This window comes from Acaryochloris sp. 'Moss Beach' (genome assembly GCF_021497025.1).
Lineage (GTDB): Bacteria > Cyanobacteriota > Cyanobacteriia > Thermosynechococcales > Thermosynechococcaceae > Acaryochloris > Acaryochloris marina_A.
Window position 1 is genome coordinate 1,038,732 of sequence record NZ_CP071717.1, and the last position, 23,601, is coordinate 1,062,332.

Below are 23,601 nucleotides of genomic sequence, written 5' to 3' on the forward strand. Positions count from 1 at the left end.
ATCAGTTATCTTTAGCAAGCCAGGTTTTAGAATGGCTATTCTATTCTAGCGAATAGAAAAAGACCGATTCTGTTCCCCACCTTTAGATTTCCCCATCGAAATGGGGTATCGCGCAGGCTTAAATTGCTGCTGCTAGCTCTGCTAACTGAGCCTGCTGATCTTGAGCGATACAGGTCTCTAAAATCAGCTCAATATCACCCACAAGCACCTTTTCTAGGGCAAAGTTTTGATTGAGACGATGATCCGTAGCGCGATTATCTTTGTAATTATAGGTGCGAATTTTTTCAGATCTGGCACCCGTGCCCACCTGGGACCGACGCATAGAGGTCACCGAGGCTTGCTGCTCTTGCAGTTCCAGTTCATAGAGCTTGGCTCGCAGAATTTGCATGGCCCGCTCTTTGTTTTGCAGTTGCGATCGCTCTTCCGTACAGAAGATCCGAATTCCTGTCGGTTTGTGGACCAGATCAACCGCCGTCTCCACCTTATTCACGTTTTGTCCACCCGCACCACCGGATCGGGCCGTCGACATCTCAATATCTTTCGCGTCGATCTCAATTTCAACGTCATCAACTTCTGGCATGACCGCCACTGTTGCGGTAGAAGTATGCACCCGCCCAGAGGTTTCAGTAGCTGGCACTCGCTGCACCCGATGCACGCCAGCTTCATATTTGAGCTTGCTATAAACGCGATCGCCTTGAATTTCCAGAATCGCTTCCTTGAAGCCCCCCATTTCTCCGCCGGATTCACTCAGCAACTTGACCCGCCACTTTTGAGTTTCCGCATACTTTGAGTAAATACGGAATAAATCCCCAGCCCAAATACTGGCTTCATCGCCGCCAGCACCCGCTCTAATCTCCAACATGATGTTTTTCTCATCATTGGGATCACGAGGTAGCAGTAGAACCTTGAGGTGATCTTCCAGAGAGTCCAGTTTTTCACTCAGCTCAGCGGCTTCCATCGCCGCCATCTCTTTCAGCTCTGGATCTTCAGCACTGTCCTTTGCCATCTGCTGAGTATCCGTCAATTCCTGCTGAGTGGCCTTCCAGTCCTCAAAGGTATTGACAGTTTCTTCCAAAGACGCTCGGGCTTTGGCTACTTCCTGAAACTCAGTCGGATTCGTGGCCACCTCCGGGTCACCGAGGCGGCGAGTCAACTCATGGAACGTTTGCTCAACTGATTTCAGCTTTTCAAGCAGATAGGCTTCGGCCATGGATCGGTACTAGGCGAAAGGACAAGAAGAAGGGGAAGCTCAGGTTTAGCTGTCCTACTTCTCGTCTTTTTTCTTAGCGCTGCCTTTACCGCCTGCACCCTGGCTTTCATCCATACCGTACTTGCGCATAAAGCGTTCCACCCGACCTTCGGTGTCAATAATCTTCTGGGTACCCGTAAAGAAAGGGTGATTCCCAGACCAAACATCAACATGAAGCTCTTCTTGGGTTGACCCCACTGTCATCACGATTTTCCCATCGCAATAGACTTTGGCTTCGGGGTACCACTTGGGATGAATATCAGGTTTTGCCATCGGTATATCTCTAATCTAAATGTCTATGTATTGTGATCCAGCCAATTAACGCTTGGAGTATTGAGGAGCCTTACGAGCCTTGCGTAAGCCATACTTCTTACGTTCTTTCGCTCTTGGATCTCGGGTTAAATAGCCTTCCAGCTTCAAGGGCTTCCGGTTGTCGGGATCAAGTTCACACAAGGCCCGAGCGACACCCAACTTAATGGCATCGGCTTGCCCCGTCAAACCACCACCATGGGCATTGACCAACACATCGTAATCATTCTCTAACCCTAGGGATTCTAGAGGTGCTTTCGCACTGGCAATGTAGCTGGGGTTAAATTGCAAGTACAAATCCCCAGGCTTGCCATTAATGGTCATCACGCCACTGCCAGGAACCAGTCTGACCCGAACAATAGAGGATTTACGACGGCCCGTGCCTCGGTAAGCGACGGCGTTAGATTGATCAGTGGCTTGCATTATGATTTAGCTCCTGGGATGGTCTGAATAGATAGAATTTCGGGGTTTTGGGCGGCATGGGGATGATCAGGACCCGCATACACTTTGAGGCTTCTGAACAACTGACGACCTAATGAATTTTTAGGCAACATTCCTTTGACTGCTTTCTCGATAATGCGCTCGGGAATTCGCTGCTGTAGATGGTCGAAAGTTTCAGTCTTCATGCCACCGGGTCGGCCAGAATGACGGCGATAGAGCTTCTGTTCACCCTTATTCCCGGTCACGGTCACCTTTTCGGCATTGATCACAATCACAAAGTCGCCGGTATTCATAAATGGGGTGTAAGTAGGCTTATTCTTGCCCCGCAAAATCATTGCAATCTGGGTTGCCAGACGCCCTAGCCGCTGATTTTCAGCATCAACGACATACCACTTCTTGTCAGCGGTCGATACGGTGGGTAAGTAGGTTTTTTCCATGAGAGTTATCTATTTCAAAACAGGAAGAGGGTTTAGGACGCTGGATTCCAGCAATATTCAGAGGGCACACTTGACATCATCAAATGCGGAAAGGTATCAAACCAAACGTCAGGAGAAAAGGGAAATTCAGGATATCCCACTCGCAATAGGCAAAGCCCTTTGGCTGGAGCAGAATATTTCACCTGATCACGCCGCTCAGCTTGCCACAGCTCCGTAAAGCTATCTGGAGAGCGTAACCCCCGTCCCACCTGAACCAACAAGCCTACAAGCAGACGCATCATTCCATAAAGGAAGCCACTTGCCTGTACTTCAATCTGAACCACAGGGCTGCTGTCTTTAGCTTCGACAGTTGGCCGCTGTATACAAGTCGCTTCATGCACATCCACCCAGGAATGGGGGCGGCCAGAATTCGTACGATGAAAGGCAGCCAGATGATGATGGCCAACCAGAGGATCCAGGGCAGCTTGCATCCACTGCACATTTAAGGGCTGGTAATAATAATGCCAGCTATAGGGGCGCAAAAACAGATTTGGGCAAGGATCAGTGTATAAAGTGTACCGATACCGCCGCCAAGTTGCAGAGAACCGAGCATGCCAATCCGAGGGTACCAAGGCTGATCCCCGAATCACAATATCCTGGGGCAAACGAGAATTTAACACACTCGCCCACTTATGGGCCGGAATCGTAGAATCGATATCAAAATGGGCCACTTGAGCCGCAGCATGCACCCCTGAGTCAGTCCTGCCCGCACCATATAAGGTGACAGGATACTGAACAATGTCGGCCAGGGTATCTTCGATCTCAGCCTGCACACTCCGATGTTGAGCCTGCCGCTGCCAACCATGAAAATGAGTGCCCAGGTACTGAATAACCAGGGCAACTCGTTGGGATGTTGGGGATGGCAATGGCATAACCGAGGCGGTTTAATCCTTAGGTGAGTTCGATAATCGCCATTTCAGCATTGTCGCCTCGCCGACGGATCGTGCGGATAATCCGAGTGTATCCACCGTTGCGATCGCCATAACGGTCCGGCACCTGGTCAAACAAGGCATGAACCAATTGCTTGTCGTAGATGTATCCCAAAGCCTGACGACGAGAGGACAATGACCCATCCTTGGCCAAGGTGATCATCTTCTCAACTTGGGACCGCACGGCTTTGGCTCGAGCCTTAGTAGTCTTCACTCGACCATGGCGAATAAGCTGAGTAGACAAGGATCTGAGCAGAGCCTTACGTTGATCGGCAGGTTTGCCTAACATGTGAACTCGACAACGATGACGCATGGAAATTAACCTTAACTTTTCGATTTTTCAGTCGGCATAGTGATACCCAGATGATCTTGGAGAGCTGCGATTACTTCATCTGCAGACTTAGCTCCAAAGTTCTTGATTTCTAGGAGATCTTCTTGGGAATACTCCAGAAGATCGGCAACACTATTAATTTGAGCCCGCTTGAGGCAGTTGTAGGCCCGGACAGAAAGATTTAGACCTTCAATCGGAATTTGATTGGTCTCATCCTCTTCCTCCAGTTCAATATCCTCAACCACATTAAAGGTGGCATCTTTGAGAGGATTGAACAGATCAACCAAGATAGTAGCTGCCTGACTTAAAGATTCCTGGGGCGTTAGATTGCCATTAGTCCAGATATCCAGAATCAGTCGATCCTTTTCTAAGGCTCCACCGACCCGAGCATCTTCTACTTCATAGTTGACCCGACGAACAGGCATGTAAATCGCATCAATCTCGAGAAAGTCGAGGGCTGCGGCTTCATCTCGGTTCTTACCCACCGCATGGTATCCCTTACCCTGCTCGATTCTAAACTCCATCTCTAAGGTGGCATCCGAAGATAGAGTGGCTACATACTGAGTTGGATTCACAATCTCAACTTCAGTGGGTAACTCAAAGTCATCGGTCGTTACAGTCGCTGGACCTTGAACAAATAAGCGGCCAATCTGAGGATCGTTAGTATGGCTCCTAAGGACAACCTGCTTCATGTTTAGCAGAATGTCGAGGACATCCTCACGCACCCCAGGGATGGTTGCAAATTCATGGTTCACGCCAGCAATACGAACAGCTGTGACCGCAGTTCCTCTCAGATTTGCGAGTAAAACCCGTCTAAGAGCATTTCCAACTGTCGTGCCTTGCCCTCGATCCAAGGGCTCCAGAATAAACCTGCTATACTGGCTAAAATCCTCTTCAACTGTAGTTTCCAGACATTCAACCTGAAATTGCGCCACGAAAATCCCTCCCTTGTTGCTGTGCTCGAAATGTAGGTAGGTTCTCTGAACCTGTGGAGTGAGAAAAAAGTTTTTAAAAGTCAGCTTTAGCTTGAGGTCAGCAAAAGCAAAGTGTTTAACTTTGTAGATGGATGAGGTATGCCATCAAATTCAAGGAATTTTTATCAGTGTTTGACTCGCTTCGAGGCAGCAGAACACTGCTCTAGCCAGCCAGCCTGATGAAGCTTCGCCCTAGACGCGACGTCGTTTTGGAGGACGACAGCCGTTGTGAGGAATGGGGGTGACATCTCGAATCAAAGTGATTTCAAGCCCCGAACCCTGTAAAGCACGAATGGCCGTTTCGCGACCTGCGCCAGGACCGCTGACCATCACTTCAATTTGGCGCATGCCTTGATCCATTGCCCGACGAGCTGCACTTTCAGAAGCAGTTTGAGCCGCAAAAGGGGTGCCTTTTTTTGCTCCTTTGAAACCACTTGAACCAGCAGAGGCCCAGGATACGACATCACCACCGGCATCGCTAATGGTGACAATTGTGTTATTGAATGTGGACTGGATATGAGCAACCCCGTTGGGAACATGCTTTTTTTGTTTCCGTCCACCGGAGCGTTTAGATTGTGGAGCCATACCTAATATTCTTTTGAACCAACTAAATCAGCGATAAAAAACAGAAGAATTTGAGAGGGTTATTTCTTGCTGGGAACTTTCTTCTTACCAGCTACAGTCCGCTTGGCACTCCGCCTTGTTCGACTGTTTGTCCGAGTACGCTGACCTCGAACCGGTAAGCCAGCTCGATGACGACGCCCTCGATAGGAACCAATATCCATGAGTCTCTTGACGTTCATGGATTCCCATCGGCGTAGGTCACCCTCCACCTGATAGCCAGCCACAGCATTACGAAGAGCAGCGACATCTTGATCGCCTAATTCTCTAACTCGGGTATCAGGGTTAACGCCCGTTGCTGCCAAGATCTCGTGGGATCTGGTCAAGCCAATTCCATATATATAGGTCAGACCAATCTCGATCCGCTTGTCGCGGGGCAGGTCTACTCCGGCAATCCGTGCCACTCTTTTCTTACTCCCTAGGCTGTTTAATCAAAAATTTGTGTGGTTGCTAACACGATGGGTTTAGAGACCACTCGGTTGATAGCAATTGGTTAACCTTGGCGTTGTTTATGCTTGGGGTTAGAACAAATCACCATCACGCGACCACGCCGACGAATGACTCGGCATTTGTCACACATTCTCCGAACGGATGAACGAACTTTCATACTAGATTAGACGACTACAAAACTATTACCATATCACTTCTATTGAAGTCCTACAAGTTTAATTTGGTGAAACTTGAATGAATGGAATTAGAGCTTTGTCAGCATCTCATGTAAAGCCTTTACAGTCATGATTTATAGGCCAATCGACATTCTAGAAAAACACAAAAATCATGCGGCCAGGCCCCTTTCTTATTCATCGTCTAGGACAAATATTTAGGGTTTTCCAGGGCAACTCTCCAAAAAATCTGGCTAAATGGATTTAAAGTGTATATCTAACCCGATATGCCTTGTGTCAGAAAACAGCAGCACAGCGGGGGACAGTAGTTTCTATCTTGACTGGATCATGAAGAGTGTTTTCCTAGATCGGCTCCATAGTCCCGAACGCCCTGTCATTGTCTTTGATGGTGCCATGGGAACCTCTCTACAGCTGCAAAATCTGACTGCAGAAGATTTTGGTGGCCCAGACCTGGAAGGGTGTAATGAATATCTGATCCAGACAAAGCCGGAAGCCGTTGCCACGGTTCATCGCAACTTTCTCAAGGCCGGAGCAGATGTCGTCGAGACTGATACGTTTGGTGCCACTTCGATTGTCTTAGCCGAGTACGATTTGGCAGACCAGGCCTATAACCTCAATAAAGCGGCGGCAGAATTAGCTAAACAGGTGACCGCTGAATTTTCGACCCCTGAAAAACCTCGGTTTGTAGCCGGATCCATGGGGCCAGGGACCAAACTGCCGACGATTGGAGACATCGAGTACGATACCCTGCTGGCGACTTATCAAGAACAAGCAGAAGGACTATTCGATGGCGGAGTCGATTTATTTTTAATTGAAACCTGCATGGATGTCTTGCAAATCAAGGCAGCCCTAAATGGGATTGAAGCAGTCTTTGCCAGTAAGGGAGAACGACGCCCTCTAATGGTGTCGGTAACGATTGAGCAACCTCAAGGCACGATGCTGTCTGGTTCGGATATTGCAGCAGCGCTCACTATTTTAGAGCCCTTCCCCATTGATATTTTTGGCCTCAACTGTGCCACAGGGCCGGACTTGATGAAAGAGCATATCAAGCATTTGGCAGAGTATTCCCCGTTCGTAGTGTCATGTATTCCTAATGCGGGTCTGCCAGAAAATATTGACGGTGTAGGGCACTATCGCTTGACTCCAATGGAACTACGAATGGCACTGATGCATTTCGTTGAGGATCTAGGTGTACAGGTGATTGGGGGATGTTGTGGTACTCGCCCTGAACATATTCAACAGTTAGTGGAACTAGCCCAAGATCTGCAGCCCAAAGGGAGAGAAATTGGCTCCCGGTTGAGCCTACCGCCTTACGCTCCCTTGCCCCATGTTCCGGCTGCAGCCTCGATTATGAGCATGCAGCCCTACGATCAGGACAACTCCTTCTTAATTGTGGGGGAACGGCTGAATGCCAGCGGGTCGAAGAAATGTCGCGAAACCCTGAATGCGGAAAACTGGGATGGGTTGGTATCGTTGGCGCGATCGCAAGTCAAAGAAGGTGCCCACGTCCTCGATGTCAACGTGGACTACGTGGGTCGGGACGGCGAACGAGATATGCGAGAACTAGCTTCCCGGCTGGTAAATACCGTGTCTCTGCCCCTAATGTTGGACTCCACGGAATGGACCAAAATGGAGGCGGGCCTCAAGGTCGCAGGGGGGAAATGCATCCTCAACTCCACCAACTACGAAGACGGCAAAGAACGCTTCTTTAAAGTCTTGGAGCTGGCCAAAGCCTATGGGGCGGGCGTGGTAGTTGGCACCATTGACGAAGATGGCATGGCCCGCACCGCTGAGAAGAAGTTTGAAATTGCTAAACGGGCCTATGATGACGCCATTGATTATGGCATTCCTGCCTATGAGATCTTTTTTGACCCCTTAGCCTTGCCTGCATCTACAGGGATTGAAGAAGATCGAAATAATGCCAAAGCCACCATAGAGGGCATTCAGCAGATTCGAAACGAGCTACCGGGTTGTCACATCATCTTAGGGGTGTCGAATGTCTCCTTCGGTTTAAATCCTGCGGCCCGAGTCGCCCTCAATTCGGTATTCCTAAATGAGGCGATGGCCGTGGGCATGGATGCCGCCATTGTCAGTGCCAGCAAAATTCTGCCTTTGGCCAAAATTGAGCCGGAACACCAGCAGGTCTGTCGAGATTTGATTTTTGATCAGCGCCAGTTTGATGGGGATGTTTGTACCTATGACCCTCTGACTAAGCTGACGACTCTGTTTGAAGGTAAAACTACGAAACGCGATCGCAGTGTCGATTCATCCCTCCCCGTAGAAGAACGCCTTAAAAACCACATCATTGACGGCGAACGGATTGGCCTGGAAGAACAGCTAGATATTGCCCTCAAGGATCACGCTCCTTTAGCCATCATCAATACCTTTTTGTTAGATGGTATGAAAGTGGTGGGTGAACTCTTTGGATCGGGACAGATGCAGTTGCCTTTCGTGTTGCAGTCCGCCCAAACCATGAAAGCTGCGGTTGCCTATCTGGAACCGATGATGGATAAGGATGAAGCAGACGATAGTGGTAAAGGCACTGTTGTGATTGCCACCGTCAAAGGCGATGTCCATGACATTGGCAAAAATCTGGTGGACATTATCCTGTCCAACAACGGCTATCAGGTGGTCAATCTGGGCATCAAGCAGCCTGTAGATACGATTATTGCCGCCTACCGAGAGCACAACGCCGACTGCATTGCCATGAGTGGATTGCTGGTGAAGTCCACGGCCTTTATGAAGGACAATCTAGAAACCTTCAACCAAGAAGGGATTGACGTCCCTGTCATTCTGGGGGGTGCCGCCCTAACCCCCAAGTTTGTCAACCAGGATTGTCAAAACGCTTATAACGGCAAGGTCGTTTACGGCAAAGATGCCTTTGCAGACCTGCATTTTATGGATAAACTGATGCCCGCCAAAACTGAAGGGCAGTGGGATAACCTCAAAGGCTTCTTAAATGAGCAAGATCTGGCCCCTACGTCAGTCTCTAACGGCGCTCAACCGCCAGAAAAAACCGAAGAAGTCGCGACTGCGGCGACGCCTATTGATACCAAGCGCTCGGAAGCCGTTGATATCGACATCGATCGGCCCACCCCACCTTTCTGGGGAACCACTATTTTGCAGCCGGAAGATCTGCCCTTCGACGAACTGTTCTGGCATTTGGATCTTCAGGCCCTTATTGCAGGACAATGGCAATTCCGCAAGCCCAAGGATCAATCCCGAGAAGACTATGATGCCTTCCTAGACGAGAAGGTCTATCCCATTTTGGAGAAGTGGAAACAGCGCATTGTTACGGAAAAGCTGCTGCATCCCCAGGCGATTTATGGTTACTTTCCCTGTCTAGCGGAAGAGAATTCCCTCCACATTTATGATCCAAAAGTAGCGGAGAACCCTGGCGATACCTTGCCTGACCCGGTCACCACTTTTACCTTTCCTCGTCAGAAGTCTATGCGGCGACTGTGTATTGCCGACTTCTTTTTACCCAAGGAGCAAGGCATCGCCCAAAAACGGTTTGATGTCTTTCCCATGCAGGCCGTCACAGTTGGGGACATTGCCACGGAGTTTGCCCAAAAGCTGTTTGCCGATGACGAATACACCGAGTATCTCTACTTCCACGGTCTAGCCGTCCAAACTGCTGAAGCAGTAGCAGAATGGACCCATGCCCGCATCCGACGAGAGTTGGGATTTGCCGAGGGTGAACCGGACAATATTCGGGATATGCTGGCTCAGCGCTATCAAGGCTCTCGGTATAGTTTTGGCTACCCGGCGTGCCCTGATATGCAAGACCAATATAAGCAGCTTGATCTATTGCAAACGGATCGGATTAATTTACATATGGACGAAAGTGAACAGCTTTATCCTGAACAATCCACCACGGCAATTATGGTTTATCACCCTGTCGCTAAATACTTCAGTGCTTAGACTCTATACCTGAATCAATCTCATCAAGGAACTAAAGCTTGATTGAATTAGAAGAACCAGCCTGGTTTTATCATGACTGGATAGAAGGAGACTTGCCCTGGGATCAAGGTAAACAAATGAGCTTCGATCAATTTCATTCGAAGTACAGTTTGCATGACTCTATCTGGCTTGGACTGTTTTATGAGATTGCATTTAGACAAACTTTATCCCTAGCCATTCATTGGAACGCTAACTGGCTTCCTGATGAGATTTACCAAAGTTCAAGTACAGTTTGCGATTGGCCCTATTTATTCATTCGCATCGCACAAGCTCATTCAATCACAACAGATAACTATGGTGATATGACAGATATGCAAAGGTCCATCTTCACATCTGAAAACATCGTGATTTCTGATCAGAATTTGCTAGCCATTGATGATGTTTATGGTGGGAAGCTCAGTATTACCTATAAAGGACCTGTGACCTTCCTCGCAATCGACCCAGCCAAAAGCGTCGTATCGATTTAGGTCGACCTCACTTATTTGGCTTATTCAACCAGTCTTTTAGTACCAAGGGTTGATCGGTGATGATATTGTCTACTCCAAGCTCAATCATATGCTGCATATCTGAGGCCTGATTAACCGTCCATACATGGATGGTCTTGCCTTCCGCATGGACTCGTTCTACCCGGTCTGGTGTGGCTAGAGTGAAGTGAATCGAGTAAAAATCGACCTCAAAATCAGGATACTCAGGTCGAGACGGCGGTATTACAGGACCAACGGTCAACTCCGGATCTAGCGTTCGTACCTGCTGCAGAATATCGAAGTCGAGGGAAGAAACCACACAGTTTTGTTGCCAATTTTTTTTGTGAATCAGCTCAACAACCTGGCTGCCAAGTTTTTGTTCATGGCCATGAATTTTTAGCTCCAGGTTCAACTTGACTCGGTCCTTAGCCAAATCCATCACCGAGGCTAGGGACGGAATTCGGGTATTTTTGAAATCATCCCCGAACCACTGGCCGACATCTAGGTTGGTCAGTTCAGCCATGGTTAGGTCCCAGAGGTTGAGATCGCATCCCGCAAGACGCATTAAATGACTGTCATGAAGCACCACCAATTCATGATCTTGGGTCTCTTGGACATCCAGTTCAATCAAATCAGCCTGGTTTTCAATGGCTAGCTCAAAGGCAGGCATCGTATTCTCTGGGGCTAACTGGGAATATCCTCGGTGAGCCGTAATAAGAGGAGTCATGGGTTCGTCGCGTATGATGTCTGAACCTGAATTTACCCCAAAAGAAGGGGTACCGCATGTCAGGCACTGATCAGATGGTTCAAACCCTTGATATCCAGAAGTTTGGCAATTGAATCAGCACTCACAGGTTTACTCAACAAATATCCCTGGGCCATCTCACAGCCCAATTTTTGGAGCATCTGATATTGCTCTAATGTCTCCACACCTTCCGCAATAATTTCATGATCTAGATTGTGACCCATATCAATCATGGCTCCCCATGAGCGTCTCCGATTTACGGTCGACGAGCATATCATCAATAAAGTATTTATCAATTTTTTAGACAATCCACCGTGAGATGTTTGAGTGAAGCAAACGATGAATACCCGGTACCAAAATCATCAATAGCTAGGAGCACACCTAGATTTTTTTAATTCTCGAAAAATAGAAAGATTCTGTTGATCGGTTTGCACCACACTCTCCGTCACCTCCAGCTCTAGTTCCGTTGGCACCATGCCTGTTTCATCCAGAACATGCTTAATCAAAGACACAAAATCCTTATCCAGAAATTGGGCAGGAGAAATATTCACGGCCATCCGAATCGCCGGCAAGCCAGCCTTTTTCCAGGCAACAGCCTGATTACAGGCTGCTTTCAAAACCCATTCCGTTAGGGGCTTCATCATCCCTATTCTTTCAGCTGTGGCAATAAATTCAGACGGTAAAACCTCACCGAGTTGGGGATGGTGCCAGCGGGACAAAGCCTCAACCCCAATAATGTTGCCGGAGCGGATCTCAACCTGGGGTTGATACACCAAGAACAATTGCTGTTTTTCGACGGCCTCCCTTAAGTTTTGCTCCACACGGAACCGATACTCTGCTTGCTCGGTTAGCTCTGGTTTATAGAAGGCATACCGATTTTTTCCTCGTTCCTTTGCCGCATAAAGGGACGTATCAGCAGCTTTAATCAAGGTTGAGAGATCTTGACCATCATCAGGATAGTGGGCAATCCCAATACTGCAAGCGGGGGTAAATTTTCTTGCCGATAACTCGATGGGTTGGGAAACCCCCTCAAGGCAACGTTGAGCAACCGAAGAGGCTGCATAGTCATCATTTACATCCGTCACCAAAATACAGAATTCATCTCCACTCAGGCGGGCGACAAAATCGATATCACGAGCGACCTGTTGCAACCGTTGGCCAATTTCCCGAAGTAATAAGTCTCCCGCATCATGCCCCAGACTGTCATTCACTCCCTTAAAGTTATCTAAATCGATATAGAGCAGACCCAAGCGAGATGCGTTGCGATCAGAACGCTTGATGGCAGCTTCAAGGCTTTGGTAAAAATGAGCACGACTCGCCAGCCCCGTTAAGCTATCGATAAACGCCAATTCTCGAATCCGTTTCTGGGCTTGGTCCCGCTCCATCACAATCCCAGCCAGCCTTGCTGCCGACTTCAGATCGTTTGACTCCGCCTCATTGGGCAAGGCGGGATGATTGTAATACATGCCAAATGCGCCCAATACGGTACCTGAAGAACTTTTAATCGGTTCAGACCAACAGCAACGCATGCCATGGGGCAATGCGACATGTTTGATCTTGGCCCATTTGGGATCGGTGTCAATATTCTCAACCAGAACCCGCTGGCCGGTATAAGTCGAGGTACCACAAGAGCCAACATTTGGACCATATTCCAGGCCATGAACTGCATCACAATAGGCTTTTGGCAGACTTGGGGCACCACCATGCATCAGTCGACCATCTTGCAATTCAAGCATTGAACATCGCAGTCCAGGATGAAGCCCTTCATAAAGCAAGGCAATTTCTTCATAGATCTGTGATGCGGGTTTCCCTGTCGCGACCATCTCCAGAATTTCAGCATTTTTGTCATCAAATGCTTCTATCTTTTTACGGGCGGTGATATCGACATGGGTGCCCACCAAACGAACAGCCCTACCATCAGACGCTCGATAGGCCAAAAATGCCCGCGAGAGCACAAACACTTCATGCCCCGCTTTGTGCTGCATCCGCATTTCAACATCAAATGAATCTGTGTTGCTCACCAGATAGTCTTGGACCTGTTTCAAGACAGTCTCTTTATCATCAGGGTGTACGAGGTTTGCCCAAGTACTTAAATCATCAGGAAGTTCATCGTTTTCATACCCCAACATGCTTTTCCAGCGCGGTGAATAGTAGACTTCATCGGTTTCTAAGTTCCAGTCCCAAAGTCCATCATTGGCTCCGCACATCGCCAATGAAAACCGTTCTTCACTGGCTTGTAACTTTTCCTCTGACCTTTTTCTAGCGGTCACATTGCGCCCAATACCTAATACACCTATCAATTCTCCATGCTCGTCATACAAGGGATATCGACTGATTTCTAGGAGTTCGCGATGACCATCACTAGTAAAAGTTGTCCATTTTTCTAATATAGATGGGCATTCTTTCAATATGACGTCCTGGTCATGTTTTCGAGACAAATCGGCCCACTTAGCATCTACAAAATCTTGGTCGGTTTTACCAACAATTTCTTGTTCAGGGGCATCCAAAAAATCTTCAAAACGATGATTACAGGCCAGATATACGCCATCAGAATCTTTCAACCAGATGAGATCGGGTAGATGGTTAATGATTGCTTTATAAAATCCAATTCCTTTTTCAAGGCCTGGTGGAATAATTCCTCCTGTAGAAGTCTCTGTAACGTCTACGGCGGAAGTCGATTGGATCTCGCATTGCATGACAAATGACTATGAGGACTAGGGTAAACACATTTTCCTATTCTCATAATAAATTTTGACATCAGAATTAGAATCCGTATTTTGACGGAATTATTGTCCTGAGAAAATATCAGCCTCGAATCAAAATCTCTTCACAAAAAATACTTATATAACGATCAAATCTATTATTTACAGCTTTTATAACCATAAGAACTCATTGCTAGAATTTATACCTTAAAAAAGCAACTATTTAATTTTTTTTACTTCTCCATTAATCTTATTTATTTCCATGTCAGCCTCTTAATGGAGACGCATCTAGACTCAGTATGAATTCAACGCAGCCAGGAGCTATATTTTTTTTAATAACAGCAATATTCAACAAAAAAAAATTCACAAAAAAGGGAATGCTTGCCTAATTTCGGTTTCAGTTAAACCAAATTGCTCAATTGAGTAACGGTGCACGCCATGTTTTGTCTGAGGATTAGCATCTAGCCAATTCACCATATTTTGCTCTGTAGATGAGTCTAGAGAATCATTGAAAAAATTATAAATTCTGTGAACGGTCTGGATCGGATCTTGAATAAGATCAGGATAGTTGACATCACAAATCAATGTAGACGGCGTTTGACGACGATATTGATGCCCTTTCTCATAACCATAGGACAAAGCTTCTAGCCAGTATTTCCCGATGGCTGACCTATCAACTTGTTCGGTATAGATATTGCGGACAAGCGTTGCCAGACTACAGATGGATGGGACTACGGAGCAAGGATCTCGGTGGGTTTGAATAATGCAAGCATCTGGAAAAACTTGCGTCAGAGATTCTAGATAAGTGAGATGGGCTGGGGCTTTCAATAGCCATCGACCTGGCCAATGCCAGCTTAATAGTTGTAACTGCTGTCGATAGTAGTGATATTGCGATCGCAGGGTCTGAGTCCGTAACCAGTCTCGATAGCTGGGCACATGGGCTCTCAGCTCATACAACATGGTTGAAAAAGCATGCTCAAACAGCTGATTCCCCTCTTCCGGCAGCTGTGCTTGGAGATGGTGGGTGGTAGAGAAGACAGGCGAAAGAGTCTGGTATTGGCGAGCTATTTTTTCAGCAGCCTGAATGCGGGGATCTGGCTCGCCCATATGCTTTTCAGATGGAGGGCAAGGCTGTAATAACTCCCAGAGTCGCAGCCAGCGAAACTGCGGGTCTTGGGCCAGCAGCCTGTGAAGAAAAGTAGTTCCAGTCCGAGGCAATCCAGTAATCACTAGGGGACGTCGGATAGGAACCTCAAGAATCTCAGGATGACGTTTGAGGGTCGCTTGAATTTGCAAGCGATTGATGAGTAAGCGACCTGAGGGGGCGACATGAAGGCTACAACCCAGCACAGACAAGCTCCATCGCTCTCATCCCCCGTTGATACTCAGGTAGCTTATTGGGAGAGAGTTTCATTAGCTCATCCACCAATCGAGCCAGAACTCCATCCCCCGTTATGGCCCACAGATGAGCAGATAGTCCGACTCGGAATGCACTATGACGCTTGTTCGGTGAAGTGGTGGATTCGGGTCTAGTAATATAGCGCTGTAGTCCTTTTTGCTTGAGATTTTGCCCTTGCAGTGCCGCACTGGTATAGGCAATGGCAATCACAATAACGATAGCCACCAACCGTTCTTGCATGGCTTGAGAGCCTTCGAGACAATAGCCTCCTTGCTTGAAGTCCCGAAACATTTCTTCGATAGAGAAGCGTTTTTGGTAGCTGACGATAGCACTATTGAGGTCACAGAAGTTGGTGAGAATAAACCATGCTTCATCAGGTGCAAAGCCCTGATACCGTCGTTTCCACTTGGCTGCTACATTGAAAGTTCCAAAGCCTTTAGCCTGAGTGACGCGCACATCATTGAGAAATAGCTTTTGACCTGGGACAAGGCCAAACTGTTGGAGTTGTTGAGTAAACTGCTGGGCCAGAGCCACTTCGGTATTGCGCTTGAGTCGCAGACAAAAGTATACCTTCTGTTGGCCTAACCACTGCCCCCAGCTTGACGGAACAAAACTCTCGGTCACCGAGGATGACCAGACGATAGGCTGATAAATGGCGGATAACTTTGCTTAAAACAGCGGTTTGCTCGTCATAATTGCTGCTGCCCTTTTTGCAGAGGGCTTCACACCATACGGGAATAGCGCGATGTTGCCAGACCACGCTGACCATCAATAGATTAATCACTCCCCAACTCGTACGGTCGATGACGACATAAAGCTGGGAGCCTTGAGGATACTGCTGGCTCAGCCACAGCTTAACCAGCGGTAGCCAAAGCGTTTCAAGCTCAAGGGTCGGTAAGGATAAGAACCGTTGGATTTTTTTCGGCGACTGTCAAAAAGAATCGGCAGTGGCAGCCCTTCTGCTAGCGTCTCGATTTTGACGCAGCGAAGTGTTTGTAATAGATGAACGAGGATCTCTAGGAGAAGATACTGGGCAGGAGACAGTTGACGGCGTAAATGAGGTTGGTATAGTGGCAATATCATTGTCAATAAGGTGAGCTGGAGATACATCATTTGCAGCCCATCTTTTTTCTTGTCTATCGGGTTATTGCACGAATAGCAAGAGGTTTACGGCGCATGTCGCCCCTTCAGGTAAGCGACTCAAATCTGCCCGTAGAAACAACCTACCGACTAAGCTCAAGTCCGCTTCTTCGTTCAAAGCCGTTATTAATACTTTGAACCCAACTCGAAAAGAGTCATCCCCCCAATCCGTCAGCTGGCTCTGTTTTTGAGCAGTGGCGAGTAAGGCTTCTTCATTCAATTGCACAGACTGAATACCAATCGTCTGAAGTCGCCGCCCTCCCCAATTGATCCAATCCATCCATCGGGGATGTTGGTTGTTATTCACCGTCAGCTGTGCAGAATGCTGTTGCATTATCACTTTTGGCTAACTGCTGCTAGCCATCCTTATCGTCATTGATCAGGACATCAGACATGAAAAATTCGATACCGTTGAATGAGAAGCACATCCTAATTTTCGCCTCAATATCCAATGGAGACCGGAAATAAAGCAAGCGTATTACTGTTGATGGTCTATTCACAATTTTCATCGATTGCGACTCGATAAAACTCGGAAATTGGCAGATATGAACCGATCTTAAACCAATAGGACGGCGGCTCTGTTCCAGTCTATTTTGGGGTAGCTATGATGGTGGAGTTAAAGTTTGCAGTCTCGCCGCCACATTTATGAGCACTTTTCTGGATCTCACCCAGTTGTCAGCCACATCCCTTGCTCAACTAGATCAAGCCCAGCATTCACGTCAGAAAGTGGCCCATCATCTGGAAGCCATGGCAAACACCTTGTCCACGGCGGAAATAGCAGGGGCCACCGCTTCAGGACCGTTAAGTTTAGCCCCGCAAGTGGAGACCCTTCGCAGTGTGGCGGACAACCTCCAGCAAGGGATTTTTCGGTTGGTGGTGTTAGGTGATTTGAAACGGGGGAAAAGTACGCTCTTAAATTCACTATTAGGGGAGCGATTATTGCCTAGCGATGTCAATCCCTGTACAGCAGTGTTGACGGTGCTCAAATATGGTCCCCAAAAGCAAGTCACCATCCACCATCTTGACGATTCGCCACCGGAGCAGATTGCTTTAGAGGACTTTAAGCAGATCTACACTATTGACCCTGAAGAGGCCAAAGCTTTGGCTTCTAAGGACCAGGCTGCTTTTCCCAATGTTAGTCATGCCGAGATTGAATATCCCCTTCCCTTGTTACAACAAGGTCTAGAGCTGATTGACACCCCAGGATTGAATGATACGGAAGCCCGTAATCAGCTCGTCTTCAATTTTTTGCAGGATTGTCATGCCGTGCTGTTTGTCATGGATGCGACTCAGCCCTGCACGTTGGATGAACGACGGTATTTGCAAAATACCCTGAAGGATCGGGGCATCACCATCTTTTTCTTGATTAATGCCTGGGATAAAGTTCAAAGCAATTTGATTAATCCTGACGATAGTGAGGCGCTTGCCTCAGCAGAAGATCGACTCCGAGGAGTTTTTCACACTCATTTGGCAGACTATTGCCCCCATCAATATGATCAGCGGGTCTTTGAGGTGTCGGGACTGAAGGCGTTGCGATCTCAACTTCAAAACGACCCCGAGACCTTAGCCCAGTCAGGTGTGCCAGCCTTTCTAGACAGTTTGTTCGAATTTCTTTCCCAGGATCGAATTCAGTCAGAGCTAGACCATGCCCTACACAAAGCTCAAATGACCCATAAACAGGTTTGGGCTGCGGTCTCTCGCCGTTTACCCTTACTGGATGAAGACCTCGATCTCCTAAAGGAAAAACTGGTCTCAGTCCAGTCCGACTTTGAACAACTGCAATCCATTCGGGATGACTTTCAAACTAAGATTCGCCAAACTCGCGATCAGGAATCCCAGGCCATCGCTGATTCCTTTAAGACCTATATTCTCAATCTAGAAACTACCTTTGACGAGGATTTCATAGCTGCTCAACCGGATTTGGAGTTTCTGGAGTTTCTAGATAAAAACAATCGAGCGGTGTTTTACACCTCCTTTAAGCGGGCCTTTGAACGCTATATGAATGATCGCTTGGCAGCTTGGGAATTTATCGCCAAGCAGGACATTAGCCGGGCCTTTTCTGAACTTAATGAAGCCGCTGACGAATATCGGGTGGCCTATGAGCAGGTCGTGGAGGTGATGAATGACAAACTATTGGGAAATCGCTTTTATGCAGCAGGGCATCGCTATGACCCCAATGAAGTCCAGCTATGGGCCGATATTCTCAAGGATGTGTTCGAGGCCATTCCTGGCAATATGAATGGTGCCGTTGGACAATTCAACATGTTTTGGCAAAGCGTGATGCAAACCGCCGTACTTGTGATTGTTTTACAGGTCATCGGCTTGGTATTTTCATCCCTATTTTTGAATATCTTCGCTGTGTTGTTAGTGGGAACAGGCATTTTTGTTGGGCAGGCAGAATATGTTCGCCAAGAGTTCCTTAAAGCAACCCGTAAGGAATTTGCCAAATACCTCCCTCAAATTGCCAATGATCAATGGGAACCCATTCATCAAGCTGTGCAACGGTGCTTTGATACCTATGAGATCGAAGTCATCGAGCGAATTAATCAAGATATTGTCAGTCGGCAAGGAGAACTGAATAATCTTGTCGCCCAAAAAGAATCGCATTCTATCCAGGTGGAGCAAGAAAGTCAGCGACTGCAAACCTTAGAAAAGTCTCTGGCAGAGATGGTTCAGGAAATGGAAAGGGACTGTCAGCTTAAGGATTGATGCTCCTGATATGAGAAGCATCTGGCTGATGTATCAAACCAATACCCCTGACCGCTATACATCAGGGATATTGGCTATCGCATTGGATTATTCCATCTGATCTAATACCTCGGCTAACTTAGCAACGGTGCGATCGATATTGTGTAATTTATCTAAGCCAAAGAGGCCCAGCCGAAAGGTTTGAAAGTTTTCGGGTTCATCACAGCGTAGAGGGACACCCGCCGCAATTTGCATCCCTAAGGCCTTAAACTTTTGGCCGATAGCTGGATCACCTGTGTAGCTAACCACAACGCTGGGCGATTGAAATCCTTCAGCCGCTACACTCTTGATGCCTTTACTAGTTAGAAGTGCTCTGACCTTATCCCCTAGCTGTTGTTGCTGAGCACAGACGGTATCGAACCCGCACCCTGCCGTTTCCTGCATCACATCCCGAAATAGTCTGAGGCTGTCGGTGGGCATGGTGGCGTGATAGGCATGTCCACCTTTTTCATATGCCTCCATAATCTGCAGCCATTTCAGCAGGTCACAGGCAAAGCTACTGCTCGTCATTGATTCGATCCGCTCTCGCCCCAGAGCACTGAACATCACCAATCCACTACAGGGTGAACTACTCCACCCTTTTTGGGGAGCACTGATCAAAATATCGACACCGCAGGCTTCCATATCCACCCAGATCGTGCCGGAGGCAATGCAATCTAAAATGAACAAGCCGCCTACAGCATGGACTGCTTCAGAGATGGCCTGTAGGTAATCCATCGGCAAGATCATGCCCGAGGACGTTTCCACATGGGGCGCAAAAACCAGATCCGGTTTTTCGGCCTGGATCCTGGAAACGACCTCTTCAAGGGGGGCAGGGGCAAAGGCTGCAGGGTCACTATCCTCTACGGGACGAGCCTTGAGTACCGATAATTGAGCAGGTATCTTACCCCTCTCTAAAATTTGACTCCAGCGAAAGCTAAACCAGCCATTACGAATGACCAAGCATGATTGATCTGTGGCGAACTGTCGAGCAACGGCTTCCATGGCAAAGGTGCCACCCCCCGGAACAATGGCCACGGCTTTGGCATTGTAGACCTGTTTGAGGGTGCCAGAAATATCTGTCATCACCGTTTGGAAGGCTCCAGACATATGATTCAGTGAGCGGTCTGTAAACACCACTGAATATTCCAATAGTCCTTCTGGATCAATATTAGGCAGTAGTCCTGGCATGGCATCCTCTGTGCAATTTTGTCTAAATCAATGAATGGGCATGAATGGAGCTAGGGTTTGATATTACCTCTCAGCTTCTTGAGCTTCCCTCGTTTATTTTTGCTATCCAGCCGCCGTTGCTTGGCACCATAGGAGGTTTTGGTAGGCTTCCGCTTTTTGGGGGTCGTGGTCACGCTTTGCAGCAACGTTTGCAGACGATTCAGGGCATCTTCTCTATTTTGTTGTTGGGTACGATGTTGCTGAGCTTTGATAATAATGATGCCTTCTTTGGTGATACGTCTATCGCCCAAGTTGAGGAGACGCTCTTTGTACAAAGGTGATAGAGAAGAAGCATTGATATCAAATCGGAGATGAATCGCAGACGCCACTTTATTCACGTTTTGTCCCCCAGCACCTTGAGAACGGATGGGACTCAACTCAATCTCACTGAGGGGTATGGAGGTGCGCTTGGTAATCTTCAACATGAGTGAGTCGGAATAATCTGGGTGCAATGAATATCAGCGATATTCTCCCAGTGTAATCAAGCGCTGTGAGTAGCAATGAACTTCTCTTTTTGTTGCTTCGATAATTGTTTAATTTGATATTCCAATCGCTGGGCTTCAGATCGACTCCCCACGAGCTGCTGATACACCAGCTGCAATGGGCCTTTGGAGCGCAAAAACTTGGCTCCTTTCTTGCTATGGGAATGCTCATCCAGGCGACGAGCAACGTCTGTAGTCACGCCTGTGTAAAGAGCCCCGTTCCGAGTACGGATGATATAGAGATGCCATTCAGACATAAGGTCTTGTTTGTCGCTCAATGGGCTATGCCCATCATTTTGAAAGAGGGAGATGCGTATCGTAGTTGCAATACGCATTCAACCACAATACCCCTCATAACTTCGCTTTTTTACTGGCGGTTGAAACACCCCTCAAAGCCAAGAAGCCCTGCGTGATCTGGCATACCAATATCAGACCTAGAGATACTGGAGTGCGATCGCACCTCCCCTCAACCAACCCCCCTTTCCCCCAGATAACCTCAGCCCTCAGCCAACCCTCTACAGACGATCTCTAGTTTTTAGTGAAGTCGGAATATCCAATTTATATCCTGCATCAAGTTGCGATCTCGGGGGTGGGTTGCTGACTTGTTCGATTGCCATTGGGATAACTGACCAAATGAATTTTGTTGTTGATCTGCAGTGTCATGATTGCTTTGCTGAACATATGAGTAGCGGGTAAGACCTGTTCCTTAGCTACAGTTCTATTCTTTGCAGTAAAAAGAAAAATTCAGCTATCTCACGAAAGCTGAAACTTTTATCCTCTAAGAGTGCTGATATCAAATGTAGATGTTTGGCTTTAGAAGGTAGGCAGGTTAGTAGCCCATTTCATATTGCGAGAAAATTTGCCTTCTAATTATAGTTATGGCATTTGAGGAAAGATCTGTGCTTCATTTCCTATTTGCTTCACCAAATACATCTGACAGGAGTGTTTTCTATTCAATAGAAGATTGGGATAACGTTTGTGAAGGTATTTTGGATATAGCGCTATCTAGCATAAAGGAACTTGAGATATTACTTAGTCTATTGGGAATAAATGACTTTGTGATAGAGAACCTTCCAAATAGCGAATATTTTTCAGGTTTAATTGATATTTCTCAATATAAAATCCCAGAATTCAATGAAACAGACTTTGATCAGTTTTATGAGTTGTGGTTGTCGAAAACAGGACGAGAATCAAACATGGATGAATATGGGCAGCTCATTTTTATCCAGGGGGAGGCTAGAAAATGGAATCAGAGGCTATGCAAGGTGATATTAATTGAAAAGTATTAGCTTGTCTTGAAGAGTGTGATTGGTAAATGCTTGGCGTAATGACTAAAGTCTTTATCGGTAGTAAAAATTTCGAATTTAGCTCGTATAGCAACAGCACAAATCAAGAAATCTGTGTGGGAGCCTTGAATCCCTTTTGAGCGACAGAAATTCGAATATTCTGCAGCAGCTTCATAATCAGAATCCACCAATGGTTCGTTTGGGAAATATTTCAGTTTCTGTCGCAGTTTTTCATATCGGCTTTTATCCGTGTAGCCAGACAACAATTCTTGTCTGATGGCACCAATTATTTTTACTTGATTCTCATCAATGAGTCGGGTGAGTTGTTTAGCTATAGAGGTTTCATCTGCAGAACTACAGCACAGAGCAATGGACCAAACACAGGTATCAACCAGGATGCCGCTCATTGTCGTTCTTGTTTATAGTCATAATCGGCATCTTGAGGTAATTGGCCAAATAGAGAGATAATTTCACGCTGTTGTCGACGTTGTACAAACTCAGTCAGTGCTTGATTTACGGTCTCTTTTTTGGTGGAAAATCCACCAACTCGCAGGGCCTCTTCGAGCAAGTCAGCATCGATAGAAAGATTGGTAGCCATGGTCAGACTCTAGTCACACATTTATTCACACATTCTATTACACAAGCCAATTAGCAATTACGAGACGTTAAACTTACGCCGATAGTAGAAGATTAAAAATCCAAATCAGATCACAGCATTAATTGAGTTGGTAGGACATCATGAAACGAATACTGTAAACGAGCTATCGAAGTTAAACGTCTAAATTATTGTGAAAGAAGTTGGCCCACAAGTCAGTCGCATTTCAGAGAAGTTGGCAAAGGTTATCCGGCAAAAACCTAATCATGCATTTGGGAAAGAAGGACATGGCTTCTCATGCCGAAAACCACTGAAAATTTCTGAAGTAGAAAAATTTGAAACTCAATATGCTGTAGCACTCCCTACCGGCTATCGCACCTTTATCACTCAAGTCGCTAATGGTGGTCTGGGTCCTGCTTATGGCATGTTTTCACTTGATGATGCCTTGAGGTGTCGATTAACATGCTCTTCTCTTGATGAGTTTCCAACAGATATTTTGAAAGTAGCGTTTCAGCATACTTCCCCATACAACCCTGATCAGGACGACGCAGTTATTGCCATGTTTGATCGAGCTGAGACAGGAGACATTACCGAAGCAGAAATTGATAGATACCAACTGTATTTAACTTCAGGCACTCTTACTCTTTGCCATGAAGGGTGTGGGTATTTACATAGATTAGTAGTGAGTGGACCAACCCGTGGGCAAATGTGGCTGGACGGTGAATGTAGTGAGCAGGGATATTACCCTCTTGGTGTCAGTTTTCTGGAGTGGCATGAAAATTGGCTCGATGATGTTATTGCTGGAGGCCCTGGAACTTGGTGGTTTGATGTCTAACCATTTGCTTAAAACAGACATTCGGATTCAGACAGCCTCGGGACACTTTTTACTTCTCTATGCGCCGCTCAACTCAAAGA

The 23,601-nt window shown here is 47.0% G+C and carries 29 protein-coding genes; 6 read left to right on the forward strand and 23 right to left on the reverse strand.

Features of this window, described 5'->3' with window-relative positions; genetic code table 11:
- Positions 1-118 precede the first annotated feature (118 nt).
- The 10 genes from prfA to rpmJ all read right to left on the reverse strand — a co-directional run bounded on the left by prfA (position 119) and on the right by rpmJ (position 5,937).
- Complete coding sequence (prfA, locus tag HRE53_RS04790) at positions 119-1,210, reverse strand: peptide chain release factor 1 (protein ID WP_235109279.1); 1,092 nt, start codon at positions 1,208-1,210, stop codon at positions 119-121.
- Positions 1,211-1,264: 54 nt separating this feature from the next.
- The gene (gene rpmE / locus HRE53_RS04795; protein WP_235109280.1) at positions 1,265-1,522 is read right to left on the reverse strand and encodes a 50S ribosomal protein L31; all 258 of its coding nucleotides are present in this window, start codon (positions 1,520-1,522) and stop codon (positions 1,265-1,267) included.
- Between the two features lie 45 nt (positions 1,523-1,567).
- Positions 1,568-1,981, reverse strand: a complete 414-nt coding sequence (rpsI, locus tag HRE53_RS04800) for a 30S ribosomal protein S9 (RefSeq protein ID WP_212662451.1) — start codon at positions 1,979-1,981, stop codon at positions 1,568-1,570.
- Positions 1,981-2,436, reverse strand: coding sequence for a 50S ribosomal protein L13 (gene rplM, locus HRE53_RS04805; protein WP_212662452.1), 456 nt, complete (start codon positions 2,434-2,436; stop codon positions 1,981-1,983). The genes rpsI and rplM overlap by 1 nt, the downstream gene beginning before the upstream one ends.
- A 32-nt stretch (positions 2,437-2,468) precedes the next feature.
- Positions 2,469-3,347 carry a tRNA pseudouridine(38-40) synthase TruA gene (gene truA, locus HRE53_RS04810; protein WP_212662454.1) on the reverse strand — a complete coding sequence of 293 codons (879 nt, stop codon included), beginning with the start codon at positions 3,345-3,347 and terminating at the stop codon, positions 2,469-2,471.
- Positions 3,348-3,366: 19 nt separating this feature from the next.
- Positions 3,367-3,717, reverse strand: coding sequence for a 50S ribosomal protein L17 (gene rplQ, locus HRE53_RS04815; protein WP_212662455.1), 351 nt, complete (start codon positions 3,715-3,717; stop codon positions 3,367-3,369).
- A gap of 11 nt (positions 3,718-3,728) precedes the next feature.
- A complete protein-coding gene (locus tag HRE53_RS04820; RefSeq protein WP_010480579.1) occupies positions 3,729-4,670 on the reverse strand; it encodes a DNA-directed RNA polymerase subunit alpha in 942 nt (313 codons plus the stop codon).
- 231 nt (positions 4,671-4,901) lie between these two features.
- Entirely contained in the window at positions 4,902-5,294 is a 393-nt protein-coding gene (gene rpsK / locus HRE53_RS04825) for a 30S ribosomal protein S11 (protein ID WP_212662456.1), read from the reverse strand.
- A gap of 59 nt (positions 5,295-5,353) precedes the next feature.
- A complete protein-coding gene (gene rpsM / locus HRE53_RS04830) occupies positions 5,354-5,734 on the reverse strand; it encodes a 30S ribosomal protein S13 (RefSeq protein WP_212662457.1) in 381 nt (126 codons plus the stop codon).
- 89 nt (positions 5,735-5,823) lie between these two features.
- Complete coding sequence (rpmJ, locus tag HRE53_RS04835) at positions 5,824-5,937, reverse strand: 50S ribosomal protein L36 (protein WP_010480573.1); 114 nt, start codon at positions 5,935-5,937, stop codon at positions 5,824-5,826.
- Positions 5,938-6,280: 343 nt separating this feature from the next.
- On the opposite strand from rpmJ, the gene metH reads away from it, so the two are divergent.
- Positions 6,281-9,877: a methionine synthase gene (gene metH, locus HRE53_RS04840; RefSeq protein ID WP_235109282.1), complete on the forward strand. Its 3,597-nt coding sequence runs from the start codon at positions 6,281-6,283 to the stop codon at positions 9,875-9,877.
- Positions 9,878-9,915: 38 nt separating this feature from the next.
- On the forward strand, positions 9,916-10,383 hold the full coding sequence (locus HRE53_RS04845) for a hypothetical protein (protein ID WP_212662459.1): 468 nt from the start codon (positions 9,916-9,918) through the stop codon (positions 10,381-10,383).
- A gap of 7 nt (positions 10,384-10,390) precedes the next feature.
- Here the strand turns inward: HRE53_RS04845 and HRE53_RS04850 are convergent, their stop codons facing one another.
- The 8 genes from HRE53_RS04850 to HRE53_RS04875 all read right to left on the reverse strand — a co-directional run bounded on the left by HRE53_RS04850 (position 10,391) and on the right by HRE53_RS04875 (position 16,700).
- Positions 10,391-11,107 (reverse strand): glycerophosphodiester phosphodiesterase, encoded by a 717-nt coding sequence (locus HRE53_RS04850; RefSeq protein WP_235109283.1) that lies wholly within the window; start codon positions 11,105-11,107, stop codon positions 10,391-10,393.
- A 59-nt stretch (positions 11,108-11,166) separates the two neighbouring features.
- A complete protein-coding gene (locus HRE53_RS35110) occupies positions 11,167-11,403 on the reverse strand; it encodes an EAL domain-containing protein (protein ID WP_396133414.1) in 237 nt (78 codons plus the stop codon).
- Positions 11,404-11,417: 14 nt separating this feature from the next.
- Entirely contained in the window at positions 11,418-11,504 is an 87-nt protein-coding gene (locus tag HRE53_RS35115) for a hypothetical protein (RefSeq protein ID WP_396133443.1), read from the reverse strand.
- Entirely contained in the window at positions 11,488-13,821 is a 2,334-nt protein-coding gene (locus HRE53_RS04855) for a diguanylate cyclase domain-containing protein (RefSeq protein WP_396133415.1), read from the reverse strand. The genes HRE53_RS35115 and HRE53_RS04855 overlap by 17 nt, the downstream gene beginning before the upstream one ends.
- 369 nt (positions 13,822-14,190) lie before the next feature.
- Complete coding sequence (locus HRE53_RS04860; protein WP_235109284.1) at positions 14,191-15,177, reverse strand: sulfotransferase; 987 nt, start codon at positions 15,175-15,177, stop codon at positions 14,191-14,193.
- Positions 15,164-15,850 (reverse strand): hypothetical protein, encoded by a 687-nt coding sequence (locus tag HRE53_RS04865; protein ID WP_235109285.1) that lies wholly within the window; start codon positions 15,848-15,850, stop codon positions 15,164-15,166. Before HRE53_RS04865 ends, HRE53_RS04860 begins: the two co-directional genes overlap by 14 nt.
- A 219-nt stretch (positions 15,851-16,069) precedes the next feature.
- Positions 16,070-16,309: a transposase gene (locus HRE53_RS04870; RefSeq protein ID WP_235107289.1), complete on the reverse strand. Its 240-nt coding sequence runs from the start codon at positions 16,307-16,309 to the stop codon at positions 16,070-16,072.
- Positions 16,310-16,370: 61 nt separating this feature from the next.
- Positions 16,371-16,700, reverse strand: a complete 330-nt coding sequence (locus HRE53_RS04875) for a hypothetical protein (RefSeq protein WP_235109286.1) — start codon at positions 16,698-16,700, stop codon at positions 16,371-16,373.
- Positions 16,701-17,011: 311 nt separating this feature from the next.
- On the opposite strand from HRE53_RS04875, the gene HRE53_RS04880 reads away from it, so the two are divergent.
- Entirely contained in the window at positions 17,012-19,075 is a 2,064-nt protein-coding gene (locus HRE53_RS04880; protein WP_235109287.1) for a dynamin family protein, read from the forward strand.
- Between the two features lie 87 nt (positions 19,076-19,162).
- Here the strand turns inward: HRE53_RS04880 and HRE53_RS04885 are convergent, their stop codons facing one another.
- The 3 genes from HRE53_RS04885 to HRE53_RS04895 are packed head-to-tail and all read right to left on the reverse strand — an operon-like array spanning position 19,163 to position 21,062.
- On the reverse strand, positions 19,163-20,284 hold the full coding sequence (locus HRE53_RS04885) for an aminotransferase class V-fold PLP-dependent enzyme (RefSeq protein ID WP_235109288.1): 1,122 nt from the start codon (positions 20,282-20,284) through the stop codon (positions 19,163-19,165).
- Between the two features lie 50 nt (positions 20,285-20,334).
- Positions 20,335-20,748 carry an alternative ribosome rescue aminoacyl-tRNA hydrolase ArfB gene (gene arfB / locus HRE53_RS04890; RefSeq protein ID WP_235109290.1) on the reverse strand — a complete coding sequence of 138 codons (414 nt, stop codon included), beginning with the start codon at positions 20,746-20,748 and terminating at the stop codon, positions 20,335-20,337.
- A gap of 56 nt (positions 20,749-20,804) precedes the next feature.
- Positions 20,805-21,062, reverse strand: a complete 258-nt coding sequence (locus HRE53_RS04895; RefSeq protein ID WP_315876556.1) for a GIY-YIG nuclease family protein — start codon at positions 21,060-21,062, stop codon at positions 20,805-20,807.
- A gap of 65 nt (positions 21,063-21,127) precedes the next feature.
- On the opposite strand from HRE53_RS04895, the gene HRE53_RS04900 reads away from it, so the two are divergent.
- Both HRE53_RS04900 and HRE53_RS04905 read left to right on the forward strand, forming a co-directional pair.
- The gene (locus HRE53_RS04900) at positions 21,128-21,337 is read left to right on the forward strand and encodes a hypothetical protein (RefSeq protein WP_235109292.1); all 210 of its coding nucleotides are present in this window, start codon (positions 21,128-21,130) and stop codon (positions 21,335-21,337) included.
- Between the two features lie 346 nt (positions 21,338-21,683).
- Entirely contained in the window at positions 21,684-22,094 is a 411-nt protein-coding gene (locus tag HRE53_RS04905) for a hypothetical protein (protein ID WP_235109293.1), read from the forward strand.
- Here the strand turns inward: HRE53_RS04905 and HRE53_RS04910 are convergent.
- Both HRE53_RS04910 and HRE53_RS04915 read right to left on the reverse strand, forming a co-directional pair.
- Positions 22,091-22,498 carry a PIN domain-containing protein gene (locus tag HRE53_RS04910; RefSeq protein ID WP_235109294.1) on the reverse strand — a complete coding sequence of 136 codons (408 nt, stop codon included), beginning with the start codon at positions 22,496-22,498 and terminating at the stop codon, positions 22,091-22,093. The two genes, HRE53_RS04905 and HRE53_RS04910, sit on opposite strands and share 4 nt — an antisense overlap.
- The gene (locus tag HRE53_RS04915) at positions 22,495-22,689 is read right to left on the reverse strand and encodes a type II toxin-antitoxin system VapB family antitoxin (protein ID WP_235109295.1); all 195 of its coding nucleotides are present in this window, start codon (positions 22,687-22,689) and stop codon (positions 22,495-22,497) included. The genes HRE53_RS04910 and HRE53_RS04915 overlap by 4 nt, the downstream gene beginning before the upstream one ends.
- A gap of 190 nt (positions 22,690-22,879) precedes the next feature.
- Here HRE53_RS04915 and HRE53_RS04920 point away from each other — a divergent pair, with 190 nt between their 5' ends.
- Positions 22,880-23,521, forward strand: coding sequence for a hypothetical protein (locus HRE53_RS04920; protein WP_235109296.1), 642 nt, complete (start codon positions 22,880-22,882; stop codon positions 23,519-23,521).
- Positions 23,522-23,601 lie beyond the last annotated feature (80 nt).